The following is a 15,882-nucleotide window of genomic DNA, read 5'->3' as shown; positions in this document are numbered from 1 at the left end:
TTACCCCTTTCCCCTTTTTAAACCCCTTAACAGAAAGCGCTATCATTAATACAGATGGAATAGCGCCTCATAGCGCTGAAACCTTAGTATTCCTCCCATTCTTTCAACTGCTTTAATGACTGACGATAATACGTTGTAATAACATCTAAGTAGTCCCCTTCTTTCACTGGAGTAAAAGGATTAGGACCGGCAGCAGTCATTTCCATAATAAGCGGACCTGTATAAGCGATTTCTTCTAAAACAGCTACCTGTTCTTTTAAATTTGCATGTCCATTTCCAATAGCTTGTCTATTGGAGTCAGCAATATGATAAACGCCCAAATTTTCTCCAACATTCTTCAACGCTTGAACAGGTGAACTTTCTTCAATATTCATATGATAAGCATCTAATAAAATAGTAAGATATTTACTTTGAACCTCATTTATTAATTTTTTTGCTTCTTTTGACGTTACTATTTGATGGTTTTCATAACGATTAAGCACCTCATAAACAATCGGCATTTCAAGCTCTTCTGCTTTTTCTACTATTTGCTTTGTACTTTTCACAAGTAATTCCCAGTCTTTATCCGTGTTACCTGATCCTGTTATTTTCCCAACTTCACCATGAAGACAGATCCTATCTGCTCCCAGCTCTTTTGCCCAGGTTAATAATTTCAGAAAGTAATTAACAGCATCCGTTCTAACTCTTTCATCAACACTTGAAATATCAACATTATCCGGTGTGACAGATAAAGCCTTTAAGTTATATTCTTTCAGTAATATTTTTAGTTCTTTTGGGTCATCCTCCAGATTTCCTTGCACTTCTACACCATCCACACCAATCTCTTTCGCAATCTTTACCTTTTTCTGTGTATTTAAATCTCCAAATGTCCATAAGCATAGCCCATACTCTCTCATTACATTACTTCCTCCTTTGATTGTAATGTAATAACATCTTCTACTTTGACAGGAAGTCCTGTTTTAACAGACTCCATACTTGCCAATGCCAAATACAATGCCCATTCCGCATCTTCAATAGATACTTTGGGCAATACTTCTTCATTTTGTACCGCTTTCACAAAATGCTTTAATTCTTCAACATATGCGTCAAATAAAAGATCCTGATCATATCTGGTAGTTTGATAGCTTGCTCCATCTGCATTAAATTTTTGCATACTGGATGTTTTGATATCTCCTAACGTGATCATTCCTTCCGAACCGAATACTTCTGCACGAACATCGTACCCATATTTAGCCTGGAAGCTGGCATCTGCTACAGCAATACATCCATTATCAAATGTTATCGTTACGACAGAAGTATCCAATAATCCATTTTCCTTCAAATCCGGACGTATAAGTGCATCTGCTTTCGCATATACCTCTACCGGTTTCGCTCCTGGATTTAAGTACATCAACGTATCAAAATCATGAATCAATGTTTCTAAAAATATCGTCCATTCCGGTCTCTTTTCTGGATTAGAAAGCTCTGGATCTCTTGTATTTGAACGTAGCAGCTGTATATTCCCTAACTGTCCATCAGAAATTTCTTGATGCGCTTGTTTAAAACCTTTTTCAAAACGACGATTAAAACCAACTTGAACCGGTACAGGATTTTTCTTTACAGCTTTTTTGATTGCTTCCATCTCTTCTATTGAAACTGCCATTGGTTTTTCACAGAAAACGGGCTTCCCATACTCAATCGCTTGAATGACATTTTCCGAATGTGTTCTTGCTGGAGAAACAATAACAATAGCCTCTACTTCTGAATCCTGGATTAAATCTAAAGGATTTGTATAAATTTTAGCTTCTCCTCCTATATGTTGTAATACGTTTTCTGCAGATTGCGGAAAAGGATCTGCAATCGCATACAATTTTGCCCCAGGAATACGTTGCGCAATTGTTTGACCATGGAATGCTCCCATTCTCCCAGCACCTATCAATCCTATATTTAATGTTTTCATAAAAATCCATCCTCTCTTTAGGAAAGTGTTTTCCTTATGACGATGATTATAAACAGGCTTTTAATTCATGTCAATATTAATTTATTTAGGATAATACAGAAAAACATATAGCAATTAAAGGAAAATACTTTCCTAAAACTATTTATTACTATCATTAACAAAGGATTCGTATTAGCTCTTCAAATGACCAAAAATAAGACAAATCAAAGCCGGAATTTCTATTTAAATATTTCACTTCTGCTCTAACTAATTTCATAAGCACAATCTAACACTCTTCTGCGGAGTAAATCCCCAAAAATATTAAAATACCTACCCCCAAAAGAAAACGCACCCAAAATCACTGTCACATCAATCAAACAATAATGTGCTCAAATAAATTATAAACTTTTGGTTATTTATTGTTAACTTTTTGGATTCCTTGTGTTATACTCGATTCAAGAAAAGAGGTGATCAACATCAAATCAAAGCGTATCGCTGCGTTACAAGAATATATTACACTCAAACAAAGAGCTTCTTATGATGAACTTGTTAACAAATTTGCTGTTTCTAAAAATACCATCCGTAATGATGTTCAGGAATTGTGTAAGTCTGGTGATATTATCAAAGTTCACGGTGGAGCAGCAGTCAATCAGCCTGCCGAAGATCAACAACTGAACAAAGATATCACCAAGCCTTTAACATCCTTCACTTACCGGCAGACAAAGAATCAGCCAAGTAAACAAAGAATTGCGGAACAAGCTGCTGGTTATATTCAAAATGGAGACATTATTTTTATAGATACGGGAACAACCGTTTTAGAGCTCATTGAATATATTCGGGAAAAACAAATTACAATTGTAACCAATAATATTGATTTTATCTTGAAAACCTTGCCTTATAATAACCTTACTGTTTATAGTCTAGGAGGCGTACTTGACCGCAGAACGCAATCATTTACCACGATTCAGGCACAGAAAATTCTTAAGAATTACAATATTAACAAAGCATTTTTAGCAGCTACCGCTATTTCTATCAAGAATGGCGTAACAAGTTCGATTCCTGTGGAAAGCGAATTGAAATCTTATATAGCGGGGCAAATCGAGCAGAAGTTTTTGTTAGTTGATCATCAAAAATTCGATAAGGTTGCATTAACGACCTATTGCGACCTGAACCAGTTAGACTATTTGATTACGGATCAAAGCCCTGATCAAACGTATATTGACTATTGTAAGAAATACAATGTCGAGCTTGTCATTGCAAAACAAAATGAAGGAGTGTAGAAATGCCCCTAATCAAAGTTGATTTAATCAAAGGTAGAAAGCCTGAAGAAATTAAACAAATTTTGGATGCAGCGCACCAGGTTGTTTTGGAAGCGTTTCAAGTCCCTGAAGGTGATCGCTATCAAGTTGTGACACAGCATGAGCCATATGAAATGATTATGGAGGATACTGGTCTGGGCTTTGAGAGAAGCCATAATGTCATCCTTTTTACTGTCGTCAGCACACAGCGGACAGACAAAATGAAAAAAGACTTCTACCGCCTTCTAACAGAGAAGTTAGAAAAACAATGCCGGATTGATCCAAAGGATGTCATGATTACCTTTGTCACGAATGGTGCCGGGGAGTGGAGTTTTGGATTTGGAAAAGCTCAATTTTTAACCGGTGACTTATAGATTTTTTGCACAAGTTATCTAATTTCTCTAATATTTGGAGAATAAAATATAAATCTATTAAAATTAAAGGAGGACATACCTTATGTCTAAAAAATTAAAAAACTTTATTAACGGAGAATGGGTTGAAAGTAAGACAGACAAGTATGAAGAAGTTTACAATCCAGCAACCAAAGAAGTATTAGCACAAGTACCAATTTCCACTTCGGAGGATTTTGAAGACGCTGTACAAGCTGCTCAGGCAGCGCAAGATAAATGGAAAAAGGTATCCGTAGCAAAACGTGCCCGTATCTTATTCAAATATCAAAACCTATTAGAAGAGCATAAAGAAGAACTGGCAAAATTAATTACGCAGGAAAACGGAAAAAGCGTCGGTGAAGCATTAGGAGAAGTTGGACGCGGAATTGAAAACGTAGAATTCGCTGCCGGTGCGCCGACATTAATGATGGGTGATTCTCTTGCAACAATCGCAACAGATGTAGAAGCGACAAACTATCGTTATCCTGTAGGTGTTGTCGGCGGGATCGCTCCATTTAACTTCCCGATGATGGTTCCTTGCTGGATGTTCCCAATGGCAATCGCTTTAGGCAACTCCTTTATCTTAAAGCCATCTGAAAAAACACCGATTCTTGCAGCCAGACTTGCAGAATTACTGGACGAAGCTGGTCTTCCTAAAGGGGTATTCAGCATTGTTAACGGTGCACATGATGTGGTTAACGGAATCCTGGATCATCCTTTAGTAAAAGCTGTATCCTTCGTAGGCTCTAAGCCTGTTGGAGAATATGTATACAAACGCGGAAGTGAGAACCTGAAACGTGTGCAGGCATTAACTGGTGCGAAAAACCACTCTACTGTACTGGCAGATGCTGACCTGGACTTAGCAACTAAAGAAGTTATCAGTGCAGCATTCGGCTCAGCTGGAGAGCGTTGCATGGCTTGTGCGGTTGTAACGGTTGAAGATTCGATTGCAGATGAATTTATTGCTAAATTAAAAGAAGCATCTGATAACATTAAAATGGGTAATGGGCTCGATGAAGGTGTCTTCTTAGGACCAGTTATCCGCGATGAAGCAAAGCAACGTACATTAGGCTATATCGAAAAAGGGATTGAAGAAGGAGCTGCATTAGTTCGTGATGGCCGCGATGAACAATTAGAAGACGGTTACTTTGTTGGACCAACTATTTTTGACGGTGTAACTCAGGATATGTCCATCTGGAAAGATGAAATTTTTGCTCCAGTACTATCTATCGTACGTGTAAAAAACTTGAAAGAAGCTGTGGAATTTGCGAACCAATCTGAATTCGCTAACGGCGCTTGCCTATTCACCACAAGTGCGTTATCCGTACGCTACTTCCGTGAAAACATCGATGCAGGTATGTTAGGAATCAACTTAGGTGTGCCGGCTCCGATGGCATTCTTCCCGTTTTCTGGCTGGAAGTCTTCCTTCTATGGTACATTGCATGCTAATGGCAAAGACAGTGTCGATTTCTATACTCGTAAAAAAGTAGTAACAGCTCGTTATCTGGAGCCTGATTTTTCATAATAAGATAAATAAAATACCAACTTTACAGTAATAACATGAGGTTGGGAGCCTGTTATCCCACTGCCCCGGCCTCATCCCACATGGAAAGGAGTCCATTATGAGTCATTTACTAAGAAAACCAGAAAATAATAAACTCGCTGACGGTGTAACACTTGTTCATGAAGTGACAGAAGAAAATTCTGACCTTCATTATGTCGGCTTTAAAGTAATAGATTTAGAACCAAATACGAGCTATGATGAAAAGCTGATCAACTTAGAGCTTTGTGTTGTTGCATTGACTGGGAAAATTACCGTAACAGACGGATATCAAAGCTTCTCGGAAATCGGTACGCGCGATAGTGTATTTGAACGTAAACCGACAGACAGTGTTTATGTTTCCCATAATAAAACCGTTACCATTACAGCGAATACCCAAGCCCGCGTGGCATTATGCTTTGCGCCATCTGACGAAGAACTTCCGACCAGACTGATCAAAGCAGAGGATAACGGTGTAGAGCATCGTGGAAAGTATAATAATAAGCGTCAAGTTCACAATATTTTACCAGACTCTGACCCTTCTGCAAACAGCTTACTTGTTGTAGAAGTGTTTACAGAAACAGCTAACTGGTCAAGCTATCCGCCGCATAAGCATGACCAGAACAATCTTCCGGAAGAATCATTCTTAGAAGAAAGCTATTATCACGAAATGGATCCTCCACAAGGATTTGTTTTCCAGCGTGTGTATACAGAGGATCGTTCTTTAGATGAAACAATGGCTGTAGAAAACGCAAATGTTGTTCTTGTTCCGAAAGGCTATCATCCGGTAGGCGTGCCTGATGGCTATGCTTCCTACTATTTGAATGTCATGGCCGGGCCAGAACGCATTTGGAAATTCCATAATGAAAAAGATCATGAATGGATTATTGATAGAGATTAATAGATATTGAATCGTCCTCCCCTATTCTATTTTCCTAAAATAGAACAGGGACGGTTCCTCTATGAAAATTCACAATTTAAGGAGCGAAAATCATGTCACTTACATTTAATCAGGATAGAGAATTCGATATTATCGCAATTGGCCGTGCTGCTATTGACTTGAATGCAAACGAATACAACCGTCCAATGGAAGAAACAATGACTTTTACAAAGTACGTTGGCGGTTCACCTGCAAATATAGCTATCGGCAGCTCAAAATTAGGTCTGAAAGCTGGATTTATCGGCAAAATTTCACAAGATCAGCATGGAAACTTTATTAAGCAATATATGGAGGAAAAAGGCATCGACACTTCAAATATTGTTTATGATACAGAAGGCCATAAATCCGGACTTACCTTCACAGAAATTTTAAGCCCGGAAGAATGCAGCATCTTAATGTATCGTGATGAAGTAGCTGATCTTTACTTAGATTCTACCGAAGTAAGTGAAGATTATATTAAAAGAGCAAAGATTCTTCTTGTTTCCGGTACTGCGCTTGCACAAAGTCCTTCTCGTGAAGCTGTCCTGCAAGCAATTCAATACGCTAAAAAGAATGGTGTAAAAGTCATTTTTGAATTAGACTACCGTCCATATACCTGGAAATCTGCTGAAGAAACAGCTGTTTACTATTCTCTTGTTGCAGAGCTTTCTGATGTCGTTATCGGCACACGTGACGAATATGATGTAATGGAAAACCTGGATTCTGAAGGCGATAATGAGAAAACAGTCCAGCATTTATTCCAGCACAATACGGAGCTTGTTGTTATCAAGCATGGTGTGGACGGCTCCTATGCATATGAGCCAGATGGAACGATTCATAAGGGAGAAGCATACAAAACAAAAGTGTTAAAAACATTTGGTGCAGGCGACTCCTATGCATCTGCATTCCTCTATGCATTGGTAACCGGAAAAGATTATGAAACTGCGCTGAAATTCGGCAGTGCCTCTGCTTCCATTGTTGTCAGCAAGCATAGCTCATCAGAAGCGATGCCGACTGTTGGAGAAATTGAACAGCTTATTCGCGAGCGTTCTTAAATTCAAAAAGGAAAGGTAGGTTGAATAAAATGGGTGAAAAAATCCGTTTAACTACTGCGCAGGCATTAGTAAAATTTTTAAATCAGCAATATATTTCTATAGATGGTGTGGAGACACCTTTTGTGGAAGGGGTTTTCCATATTTATGGACACGGAAATGTTTTAGGTTTGGGAGAAGCACTTGAAAATAATCCCGGTCATCTGAAAAGCTATCAGGGCAAGAACGAACAAGGGATGGCTCATGCAGCAACCGCTTTTGCCAGACAGAACCTTCGTCAAAAGATTTTTGCTGTTTCTGCATCCGCAGGACCGGGTTCAGCAAATATGGTAACGGCAGCTGGAACTGCTTTCGCAAATAATATCCCAGTATTATTCTTGCCGGCTGATACGTTTGCAACAAGACAGCCGGACCCTGTTTTACAGCAGTTAGAGCATGAACACAGCACGGATTTAACCACGAATGAAGCATTCAAAGCTGTTTCAAGATATTGGGACCGTATTGATCGTCCAGAACAGCTGATGAGCGCATTATTACGAGCATTTGAAGTATTAACGAATCCAGCAACAACCGGACCGGCAACCATTTGCCTGCCTCAAGACGTGGAAGCAATGGCTTATGATTATCCAGCCAGCTTTTTCACTAAACGTATTCATTATTTAGATCGTAAATTACCGACTCAGCGGGAATTAGACGGAGCAATTGCTTCTATTAAAGAAAGCAAACGTCCTGTCCTATTAGTCGGCGGCGGCGCTAAATATTCTGAGGCAAGAGACGAAATAGTAGCACTCTCTGAAAAAGCGAATATTCCAATTGTAGAAACCCATGCCGGAAAATCAACTGTTGAGTTTACGCATCAAAATAATCTTGGCGGAAATGGTATTTTAGGTACTTCCGCTGCCAACAAAGCCGTAATGAACGCCGATTTAATTATCGGAATTGGTACAAGATATACAGACTTTACGACGTCATCAAGAACGTTGTTTGATTTTGACCATACAACATTTTTAAATATCAATGTAAACCGCGGACAGGCATATAAATTTGATGGCTTCCAGGTTGTAGCGGATGCCAAAGCAGCGCTGCAATTGATTAACAAAAATATTGGGAACTATCAATCAAGCTACGGTGAAGAAATGATTTCATTGAAACAGGAATGGGAGAAAGAACGGAACCGCCTGTCTGCAACTAAATTCAATCGCAATGATTTCAGACCAGAAATCGCAGATCATTTCAATCAAGAGGTTTTAAATGATTATGCAGATGCGCTTCAAACAGAATTAACACAAACGGAAGCATTAATTAAAATCAATGATGTGGTCGATAGCGACGCCATTGTGATTTCTTCAGCAGGATCGCTGCCAGGAGATATGCAGCGGATCTGGAATGCCAATGTGGCAAATACGTTCCATTTAGAGTATGGCTATTCCTGTATGGGATATGAAATTGCAGGAGCTTTGGGTACGAAATTAGCCAGGCCTGAACAGGAATCGTATGCTGTTGTCGGAGATGGAAGCTTCTTAATGCTTCATTCTGAAATTGTCACAGCTCTTCAGTATGATAAGAAAATTAACCTGCTGCTATTCGATAATTCCGGATTTGGCTGCATCAATAATTTACAGATGGATCACGGAAATGGAAGCACAGGAACAGAATTCCGCACTGTGAATAACGAGATCATGAATATTGATTATAAAAAAATTGGTGAAGGTTATGGCTTAAAAACCTATTCTGTCAATAACCTGGAGGATTTAGCAGCAGCTGTTGAGGATGCTAAAAATCAGCGCGTATCCACGCTGATTGAAATAAAAGTACTGCCAAAAACAATGACAGACGGCTACGATGGCAGCTGGTGGAATGTAGGTGTAGCAGAAGTTTCCGAAAAGGAAAGTGTACAAAAAGCCGCTGCAGAAAGACAACAAATTCTTGATAATGCAAGACAATATTAATCTATAAGCTGGACGTGATAAATAATGGAAAAACAGAATATCCAATGGGGAATTGCCCCGATCGGCTGGCGTAATGACGATATGCCCGAAATCGGAAAAAATAATACACTATCGCATCTATTAAGCGATATTGTTGTAGCAGGGTTTGAAGGCACAGAAGTCGGCGGCTTCTTCCCTGATGCAAAAACCTTAAAAAAAGAAATGAATCTTCGTAACTTAAAAATTGCCGGACAATGGTTCTCCAGCTTTATTGTTCAGGATGGAATCGAGAAAGCAGCTGAAGCTTTTCATCAGCACTGTGCCTATTTAAAAGAAGTGGATGCTGCCGTTGCTGTCGTTTCCGAGCAAACTTACAGCATTCAAGGATTGTCGAAAAATGTTTTTGCTGATAAGCCAACCTTTACAGATGAAGAATGGGAACAGTTTACGAATGGTCTTAATACCCTTGGTAAAATAGCTGACAGCTACGACTTGAAGCTTGTTTATCATCATCATCTTGGTACGGTTGTGCAAACATTAGAGGAAGTTGACCGCTTAATGGAACATACAAATCCAAACCTGGTCCACTTACTCTATGATACCGGTCATATCTATGCCTCCGATAAAGAATATATGCCGTTATTAGAAAAGCACATCAACCGGATTAAACATGTACATTTTAAAGATATTCGGGATAATGTCATGAAAACAAGTGAAGAAAATGGTGTATCCTTTCGTTCCGCTTTTCTTGCTGGCATGTTTACGGTTCCAGGAGATGGCGGCATCAACTTTAAAAAGGTATATGATAAGCTGCAGGAAAATAACTATCAGGGCTGGATTGTGATTGAAGCAGAACAGGACCCGGAAATTGCTCACCCGCTTGAATATGCCTTAATGGCCCGCAAGTACATTGATGAAAAGATACTGAGCTAAGCAATGATTATTTTTAAAGAAGATGGTCACTTTAAAATACATATTCTGGAGTGAACATCTTAATAACTTATATAGAGAATAGAGGTGAAAGAATGACATTTGTATCATTAAAAGAACTGATGCCCGAAGCAAAGAAAAATCGCTATGCTGTCGGTCAATTTAACATAAATACATTCCAATGGGTGGAAGCGACATTACGCATAGCAGAAAAAGAAAAGTCTCCCGTTATTCTAGCTTCTACCGATCGGATTGTTGATTATCTTGGCGGATTTAAGCTGATTGCTGCAACCATTAAAAAAATGGTGGAAGAAATGGGAATCACTGTACCTGTTGTGCTGCATCTCGACCACGGATTGTCCGTAGAACGCTGTAAAGAAGCCGTTGATGCAGGCTACAGCTCGGTTATGTATGATGGCTCGAAGCTGTCTCTGGACGAAAACATTGCCAACACTAAAGAGGTTGTCGCATATGCAAACAAACAGCATGTCTCGGTGGAAGCAGAGATCGGTTCTGTAGGGGGTACAGAGGATGGCATTACTTCCGGTATCAAATACGCTGCCCCAAATGAATGCTATCGGCTGGTAGAAGAAACAGGGGTAGACCTGCTTGCCGCCGCACTTGGATCTGTGCATGGCGTTTACCAGGGCGAACCAAAGCTGGCATTTGACTTAATGCAGGAGATTTCTGCAAATCTGAATGAGGTTCCATTAGCTCTGCATGGCGGTTCCGGAATACCTGCTCATCAAATTGTAAAAGCCATTGAATATGGTCATGCCAAAATCAATGTCAATACAGAATGCAATCAGGCATGGGTAAAAGCAGTACGTGAATACGTAGAGCAGCATCCGGATTCACATAATATCCCGGAAATCATGCAAACAGGGATGCATGCCATTGAAAAAGTAGTAACCGAAAAAATGCATTTATTCGGCTCTTCCAATAAAGCATAAAACATTTTTACTTAATAAGTATAACTGCCTCTAAATATAAGCAGTTACAGAATTGGAGGAATTGTGATGACAAAAGTTGTTGTTGGAATCATTGGTGCAGGCCGTATCGGGCAGCTGCATGCCAAAAATATTCTGCTATCCGATAACTACCGGCTAAAAGCGATTTCTGATGTATACACAGAGCACTTAAAGGATATAGATTATTTAAAAGCAGTTCCAGTAATTACACAGAATGCGGATGATATTCTTCATGATCCAGAGATTGACGCTGTTTTTATCTGCTCAAGCACAGACACACATATTGATTTTATTACCAAAGCAGCCAAAAACAATAAACATATTTTCTGCGAGAAGCCTATCAGCTTTGATATTGAGAAAACAAAAGATACCTTGCAAGTAATCCAGGAAACAGGCGTGAAATTCCAGGTAGGCTTTAACCGCCGCTTTGATACTCATTTCAGAAAAGCACATGATGTTGTCCGCAATGGTGATATTGGGACACCACATGTTATTAAAATTACCTCCCGTGATCCAGAGGCGCCACCAGAAGAATATGTAAAACGCTCCGGCGGTCTATTTATCGATATGGCAATCCATGATTTCGATATGATTCGTTACTTATCCGGACAGGATGTGAAAAACATCACCGTAAAAGCTTCTTCTCTGGTAGATGATCGCTTTGCACGTAATGATGATGTAGATACAGCCATTATTACACTTACCTTTGCAGATGATTCATTGGGAGTGATTGATAACAGCCGTCAAGCAGTATATGGTTATGACCAGCGTATCGAAGTATTTGGCAATAACGGCATGGTTCAAGTGGAAAATCAAAAGCCAACCAATGTAAAAGTAAGCACAAATACTGCGGTTACAGAGGATAAACCGATGTATTTCTTCCTGGAGCGCTATAATGAAGGATATATCGCTGAAATCCATGATTTTGCCCAGTCTATTTTAGAGGATAAACCTGTCGTGGCAAAATTCGAGGATGGATTACAGGCAGAGCTCTTAGCAAAGGCTGCGAAAATATCCTGGCAGGAAAATCGTACCGTGGAATTGAGTGAGCTTCGTTAAGTTTGAAGAGGTTGTTCACAACTCCAATAAAAATAAAGCATCCTGATACCATTTTTCCAGCAGGCGGTGTCAGGATGTTTCCTTTTTTCATAACCTCAATCCTTACTGTTTTACATGTTTTTTAAATTTAGAAATTGGAAGTGATTTCTCATGACAAGAGCGATCAACAAAAATAAAAATCTTTTTATGGCAGTTTCTTTCTTACTATGGCTTCCTCAGTTTATGTATGTACCCATTTTGTCTCCGTATATGGAGTATAAAGGAATTCCATATTCATTTATAGGGATTGTTCTGGGGAGCTATGGATTAACACAATTACTATTTAGACTACCAATTGGAATAACATCCGATATAAAGAAGCTGCGCAAGCCTTTTATCATTTTTGGTATGTTTAGCAGTATGCTCAGCTGCTTTATCTTCCTGACGATGGACGGACCCGGCTGGTTATTGTTTGCACGTGCATTAGCAGGACTTGCCGCTGCTTCCTGGGTTGCATTTACCGTTTTATATCCAATTTATTTTTCTGAAGACAAAGTCCATGCAGCGATGGGAAGTATTACTTTTATTGTTGTTTTAGCGCAATTATTAGGAATGAGTTTTAGCGGTTATATTGTTGACGTATGGGGATGGACAGCTCCCTTTTGGATTGGTGCTGTGTTCAGTATCATTGGGTTGATCCTTTCCTTCTTTATTTATGAACCAAAAGATAAGCGGGCTTCTGAACCAATAAGATTAAAAGGGTTGGTACAAGTTATTCGTGAAGCCTCGCTATGGAAAGTATCCTTATTATCCATCTTAGCCCATAGTGTTATTTTCTCAACGATGTTTGGCTTCACCTCCACTTTTGCGTTGCAGATTGGCTTTGAAACGAATGAACTGACATGGATTGTGCTTGCATTTATGATTCCCCATGCTATTGCTACATTATTTATGGGGAACGTCCTTGTCCCCCGTTTAGGAGAAGGAAGATCCTTAATGGCTGCTTTTTTGTTAACAAGCATCTTTACAGCTATCATTCCATTTGTACAAATCAAAAGTCTCTTTCTGATCACACAAGGGTTTCAAGGATTTGTCCTAGGTTTGACTTTCCCGTTGCTGCTGGGTATGTCTATCAAATCGATTCGTTCTGAAAAAAGAGCAACAGCCATGGGTGCCTATCAATCTATCTATGCGCTGGGTATTGTGATTGGCCCGCTTTTAGCAGGAATCGTTAATTCACAATTCGGTATTGCATCAGGATTTTATTTTGTTGGCGGTTTAGCTTTGATAGCTGCTTTACTTATTGTTATTTGGTTTAAAGAAGAAATATTTACCTATCCTTCATTTAAAAATAAAGAAGCAAAAAAACATGATATTGTCTAAAAAGGACACGATGAGGTAAGAAAAAAACATTCCCAATCAACATATCAATTGGACAAGCTAGTCCGCACTATACCTTAAATCGATATCCAACCATATGTTTTAAGTATTTTACAGACTTTTAGCATTTAACTTATAATAGATATATTACCAAGAATCGATATAAAAAAAAGGAGATGCAACGATGCTGAATATAAAATATGATATTGTAGGTTCTTTTTTAAGACCTGAAGAGATTAAAAATGCCCGTGCAGCCTATTTCAATGGTGAAATTGATTTAAAAGCTTTGAGAGAAGTGGAAGACCAGGCAATTGCAAATCTGGTGGAAAAGCAAGTGGCACATGGTCTCAGGTTTGTTACAGATGGTGAATTCAGACGCAGATGGTGGCATCTGGACTGGCTGAAAGAATTTGACGGATTTTCCACAAAGCATTTTGAAAAGGTCATTAATGGTGTAACTAACCAGATTGAATTAGGATGTATTGAAGGAAAAATTTCTTATGATAAAAACAAAAACCATCCGGAAATAGAAGCCTGGGATTATTTACATAGCCTTGCTAAGAAATATGATGGCGTGGAGGCGAAGAAATCCATCTCCGGACCGAATATGATTCTGGTTGATCATTTCCTTCAGCTCGGTATCAAGGATACACCTTATTATGGAACCGATATAGATTTGGTTATTGAGGATATTGGAACAGCGTTTCAAGCGGCAATTCAGGATTTATATGATCACGGATGCCGTTACTTACAGATTGATGATACATCATGGACCTATATGATTGATGAAAGATTTACCGAAAAAGTTGCCGCTCTTGGCTATAACAAAGAAGAAGTTCTGGAATGGTTCAGCCGCGTATCCACAAAAGCTCTGGAGCATAAACCAGACGGAATGACCATTGCAACTCATTTCTGTAAAGGAAACTTTAAAGGGAATCCGCTTTTTTCAGGTTTTTATGACTCCATTGCAGAAGTTATCAGCAAGCTTCCTTATGATGGCTTCTTTGTGGAATATGATGATGCCCGCTCCGGTTCCTTTGCACCTTGGGCAGTGCTGAAAGAGACAGATGCTACATTTGTGGTAGGTCTTATTTCCACCAAAAATCCTGAGCTGGAAACGTATGATAACATTAAGAAAAGATATCAGGAAGCTAAATCGGTGGTCGGCAATAATATTGCCCTATCTCCACAGTGTGGTTTTGCTTCCGTTGAAGAAGGAAACTCCATTGATGAGGAAATACAATGGAAAAAGATCGACCTCTTAGTTTCCTGTCAGGATTTTCTCTAAAATGAAAGAAAATCTCCTAAGCTAAAAAAGAGCGTGAGAAGCGTATAAACTGGGCCATTTCCCCAAAAAAGTTTATACGCTTTTTATTATCTCACACCTTGATTCTCTTATCTTTATTTGCTAGTATTATATGCAAGTAACTTATTAAAGAAGTTTAATAAGTTTCACATTCACTTTTTAAACCTCTTTAATAAGTGGATGCAGGAGGTATCTGAATTTGGAAACGACACCAAAAACGATGAAGAAGGCCATTTATGTGAGTATTCGTAAAGCTCTTTTAGAATTAGAGAGCTCCACAAAAGCAGAGCTTAGCGAATATTTAAAAATAAGCTTCCCAACGATAAGCAAGTTTCTTACTCAAATGGAGAAAGAGGGTGAGATTTTATCAGCAGGACTCGATCATTCAAGCGGCGGAAGAAGAGCGAAACGCTATAAATACAATCCGGATCATATGTCAGGACTGGCTATCTTTTTAGAGAAACAAGAAATCAATTATATCGTTTTTAATTGCTATGGAGAATTAAAAGATGAAGGAACATATCCTGATATTGTTGATGTAAATTCACTTACTGCATGCATGAAAGAGATCATAAGCCAATATCCAAAAATCAGTTCTTTATCCATCGGTGTACCAGGCTCTGTGGATAGCAAACAAATTTTCCATATTCCAGGTTATGAGCATCTCCAAAACGTTGACTTGAAGGGGTACCTGGAGGATTATTTCTCTATCCCTGTTGTTGTAGAGAACGATATGAATGCAGCAGTATTAGGATATCATCATGCAATGAAATTCAAAGAAAAGAAATCACTTGTCTATTTATATTTAGGTAAAAATGGTCCCGGGGCTGGAATTATAGTCAATAACAGTGTGGTGCATGGCAGCACCAATTTTTCCGGAGAGGTCTCCTTTATCCCACAATATAATGACCGGAATTTCTGGCAAACCTTCATAAAAAAGAAGGAGCTTGATCAATTACCAGTACATGAGGAGGAAATGATTGATGTAATAAGCAGATTAATAGCATCCTTTGTAGCTATTATTAACCCTCATATGATTATTTTTTGTAATGAAGAAGCAGACCAAAAAACATTACATCAAATTGCGCAGTGCAGCTCCAGATATGTTCCATCAGAGCATATTCCAGAGCTTACTATAAGTGACTGGAAGCAGGATTATTTATATGGCTTACAAACAATCGGACTTGACCTCATGATAAAGAAAACCATCTAA

Annotated in this window: 14 protein-coding genes; 12 read left to right on the top strand and 2 right to left on the bottom strand. The window is 38.9% G+C overall.

Annotated features, from left to right (window positions below):
• Positions 1-83: 83 nt before the first annotated feature.
• Complete coding sequence (locus tag FLK20_RS07125) at positions 84-896, bottom strand: sugar phosphate isomerase/epimerase family protein (RefSeq protein WP_152655874.1); 813 nt, start codon at positions 894-896, stop codon at positions 84-86.
• Entirely contained in the window at positions 896-1,939 is a 1,044-nt protein-coding gene (locus FLK20_RS07120; RefSeq protein ID WP_152655872.1) for a Gfo/Idh/MocA family oxidoreductase, read from the bottom strand. Before FLK20_RS07120 ends, FLK20_RS07125 begins: the two co-directional genes overlap by 1 nt.
• 446 nt (positions 1,940-2,385) lie before the next feature.
• On the opposite strand from FLK20_RS07120, the gene FLK20_RS07115 reads away from it, so the two are divergent.
• The 12 genes from FLK20_RS07115 to FLK20_RS07060 all read left to right on the top strand — a co-directional run bounded on the left by FLK20_RS07115 (position 2,386) and on the right by FLK20_RS07060 (position 15,882).
• The gene (locus FLK20_RS07115; RefSeq protein WP_227994883.1) at positions 2,386-3,198 is read left to right on the top strand and encodes a DeoR/GlpR family DNA-binding transcription regulator; all 813 of its coding nucleotides are present in this window, start codon (positions 2,386-2,388) and stop codon (positions 3,196-3,198) included.
• 2 nt (positions 3,199-3,200) lie between these two features.
• Entirely contained in the window at positions 3,201-3,590 is a 390-nt protein-coding gene (locus FLK20_RS07110; protein ID WP_152655870.1) for a tautomerase family protein, read from the top strand.
• Between the two features lie 82 nt (positions 3,591-3,672).
• Positions 3,673-5,130, top strand: a complete 1,458-nt coding sequence (locus tag FLK20_RS07105) for a CoA-acylating methylmalonate-semialdehyde dehydrogenase (RefSeq protein ID WP_152655868.1) — start codon at positions 3,673-3,675, stop codon at positions 5,128-5,130.
• A gap of 97 nt (positions 5,131-5,227) precedes the next feature.
• The gene (iolB, locus tag FLK20_RS07100; RefSeq protein ID WP_152655867.1) at positions 5,228-6,046 is read left to right on the top strand and encodes a 5-deoxy-glucuronate isomerase; all 819 of its coding nucleotides are present in this window, start codon (positions 5,228-5,230) and stop codon (positions 6,044-6,046) included.
• Between the two features lie 92 nt (positions 6,047-6,138).
• Positions 6,139-7,119 (top strand): 5-dehydro-2-deoxygluconokinase, encoded by a 981-nt coding sequence (gene iolC / locus FLK20_RS07095; protein ID WP_152655866.1) that lies wholly within the window; start codon positions 6,139-6,141, stop codon positions 7,117-7,119.
• Positions 7,120-7,148: 29 nt separating this feature from the next.
• Positions 7,149-9,065 (top strand): 3D-(3,5/4)-trihydroxycyclohexane-1,2-dione acylhydrolase (decyclizing), encoded by a 1,917-nt coding sequence (gene iolD / locus FLK20_RS07090; RefSeq protein ID WP_152655865.1) that lies wholly within the window; start codon positions 7,149-7,151, stop codon positions 9,063-9,065.
• 24 nt (positions 9,066-9,089) lie between these two features.
• Positions 9,090-9,977 carry a myo-inosose-2 dehydratase gene (gene iolE / locus FLK20_RS07085; protein WP_152655863.1) on the top strand — a complete coding sequence of 296 codons (888 nt, stop codon included), beginning with the start codon at positions 9,090-9,092 and terminating at the stop codon, positions 9,975-9,977.
• A 92-nt stretch (positions 9,978-10,069) separates the two neighbouring features.
• The gene (gene fba, locus FLK20_RS07080; RefSeq protein ID WP_152655861.1) at positions 10,070-10,927 is read left to right on the top strand and encodes a class II fructose-1,6-bisphosphate aldolase; all 858 of its coding nucleotides are present in this window, start codon (positions 10,070-10,072) and stop codon (positions 10,925-10,927) included.
• Positions 10,928-10,993: 66 nt separating this feature from the next.
• On the top strand, positions 10,994-12,004 hold the full coding sequence (iolG, locus tag FLK20_RS07075) for an inositol 2-dehydrogenase (protein ID WP_152655860.1): 1,011 nt from the start codon (positions 10,994-10,996) through the stop codon (positions 12,002-12,004).
• Between the two features lie 150 nt (positions 12,005-12,154).
• Positions 12,155-13,366 carry an MFS transporter gene (locus tag FLK20_RS07070; RefSeq protein ID WP_152655859.1) on the top strand — a complete coding sequence of 404 codons (1,212 nt, stop codon included), beginning with the start codon at positions 12,155-12,157 and terminating at the stop codon, positions 13,364-13,366.
• Between the two features lie 181 nt (positions 13,367-13,547).
• Entirely contained in the window at positions 13,548-14,651 is a 1,104-nt protein-coding gene (locus FLK20_RS07065; protein WP_152655858.1) for a 5-methyltetrahydropteroyltriglutamate--homocysteine S-methyltransferase, read from the top strand.
• A 238-nt stretch (positions 14,652-14,889) separates the two neighbouring features.
• On the top strand, positions 14,890-15,882 hold the full coding sequence (locus tag FLK20_RS07060; RefSeq protein WP_152656171.1) for an ROK family protein: 993 nt from the start codon (positions 14,890-14,892) through the stop codon (positions 15,880-15,882).

Source organism: Oceanobacillus sp. CFH 90083 (assembly GCF_009389585.1).
Classification (GTDB): Bacteria; Bacillota; Bacilli; order Bacillales; family Amphibacillaceae; genus Oceanobacillus.
Note: the sequence above shows the minus strand (reverse complement) of the source record. Positions and strands in the feature narration are given on the sequence as shown.

Bases quoted from the DNA above. Each gene is read 5' to 3' on its own strand.
- FLK20_RS07120 (WP_152655872.1), bottom strand. From the start codon at position 1,939: ATGAAAACATTAAATATAGGATTGATAGGTGCTGGGAGAATGGGAGCA.
- FLK20_RS07070 (WP_152655859.1), top strand. From the start codon at position 12,155: ATGACAAGAGCGATCAACAAAAATAAAAATCTTTTTATGGCAGTTTCT.
- FLK20_RS07105 (WP_152655868.1), top strand. From the start codon at position 3,673: ATGTCTAAAAAATTAAAAAACTTTATTAACGGAGAATGGGTTGAAAGT.
- iolE (WP_152655863.1), top strand. From the start codon at position 9,090: ATGGAAAAACAGAATATCCAATGGGGAATTGCCCCGATCGGCTGGCGT.
- iolG (WP_152655860.1), top strand. From the start codon at position 10,994: ATGACAAAAGTTGTTGTTGGAATCATTGGTGCAGGCCGTATCGGGCAG.
- FLK20_RS07125 (WP_152655874.1), bottom strand. From the start codon at position 896: ATGAGAGAGTATGGGCTATGCTTATGGACATTTGGAGATTTAAATACA.
- iolC (WP_152655866.1), top strand. From the start codon at position 6,139: ATGTCACTTACATTTAATCAGGATAGAGAATTCGATATTATCGCAATT.
- FLK20_RS07060 (WP_152656171.1), top strand. From the start codon at position 14,890: ATGAAGAAGGCCATTTATGTGAGTATTCGTAAAGCTCTTTTAGAATTA.
- iolD (WP_152655865.1), top strand. From the start codon at position 7,149: ATGGGTGAAAAAATCCGTTTAACTACTGCGCAGGCATTAGTAAAATTT.
- fba (WP_152655861.1), top strand. From the start codon at position 10,070: ATGACATTTGTATCATTAAAAGAACTGATGCCCGAAGCAAAGAAAAAT.
- FLK20_RS07065 (WP_152655858.1), top strand. From the start codon at position 13,548: ATGCTGAATATAAAATATGATATTGTAGGTTCTTTTTTAAGACCTGAA.
- iolB (WP_152655867.1), top strand. From the start codon at position 5,228: ATGAGTCATTTACTAAGAAAACCAGAAAATAATAAACTCGCTGACGGT.
- FLK20_RS07110 (WP_152655870.1), top strand. From the start codon at position 3,201: ATGCCCCTAATCAAAGTTGATTTAATCAAAGGTAGAAAGCCTGAAGAA.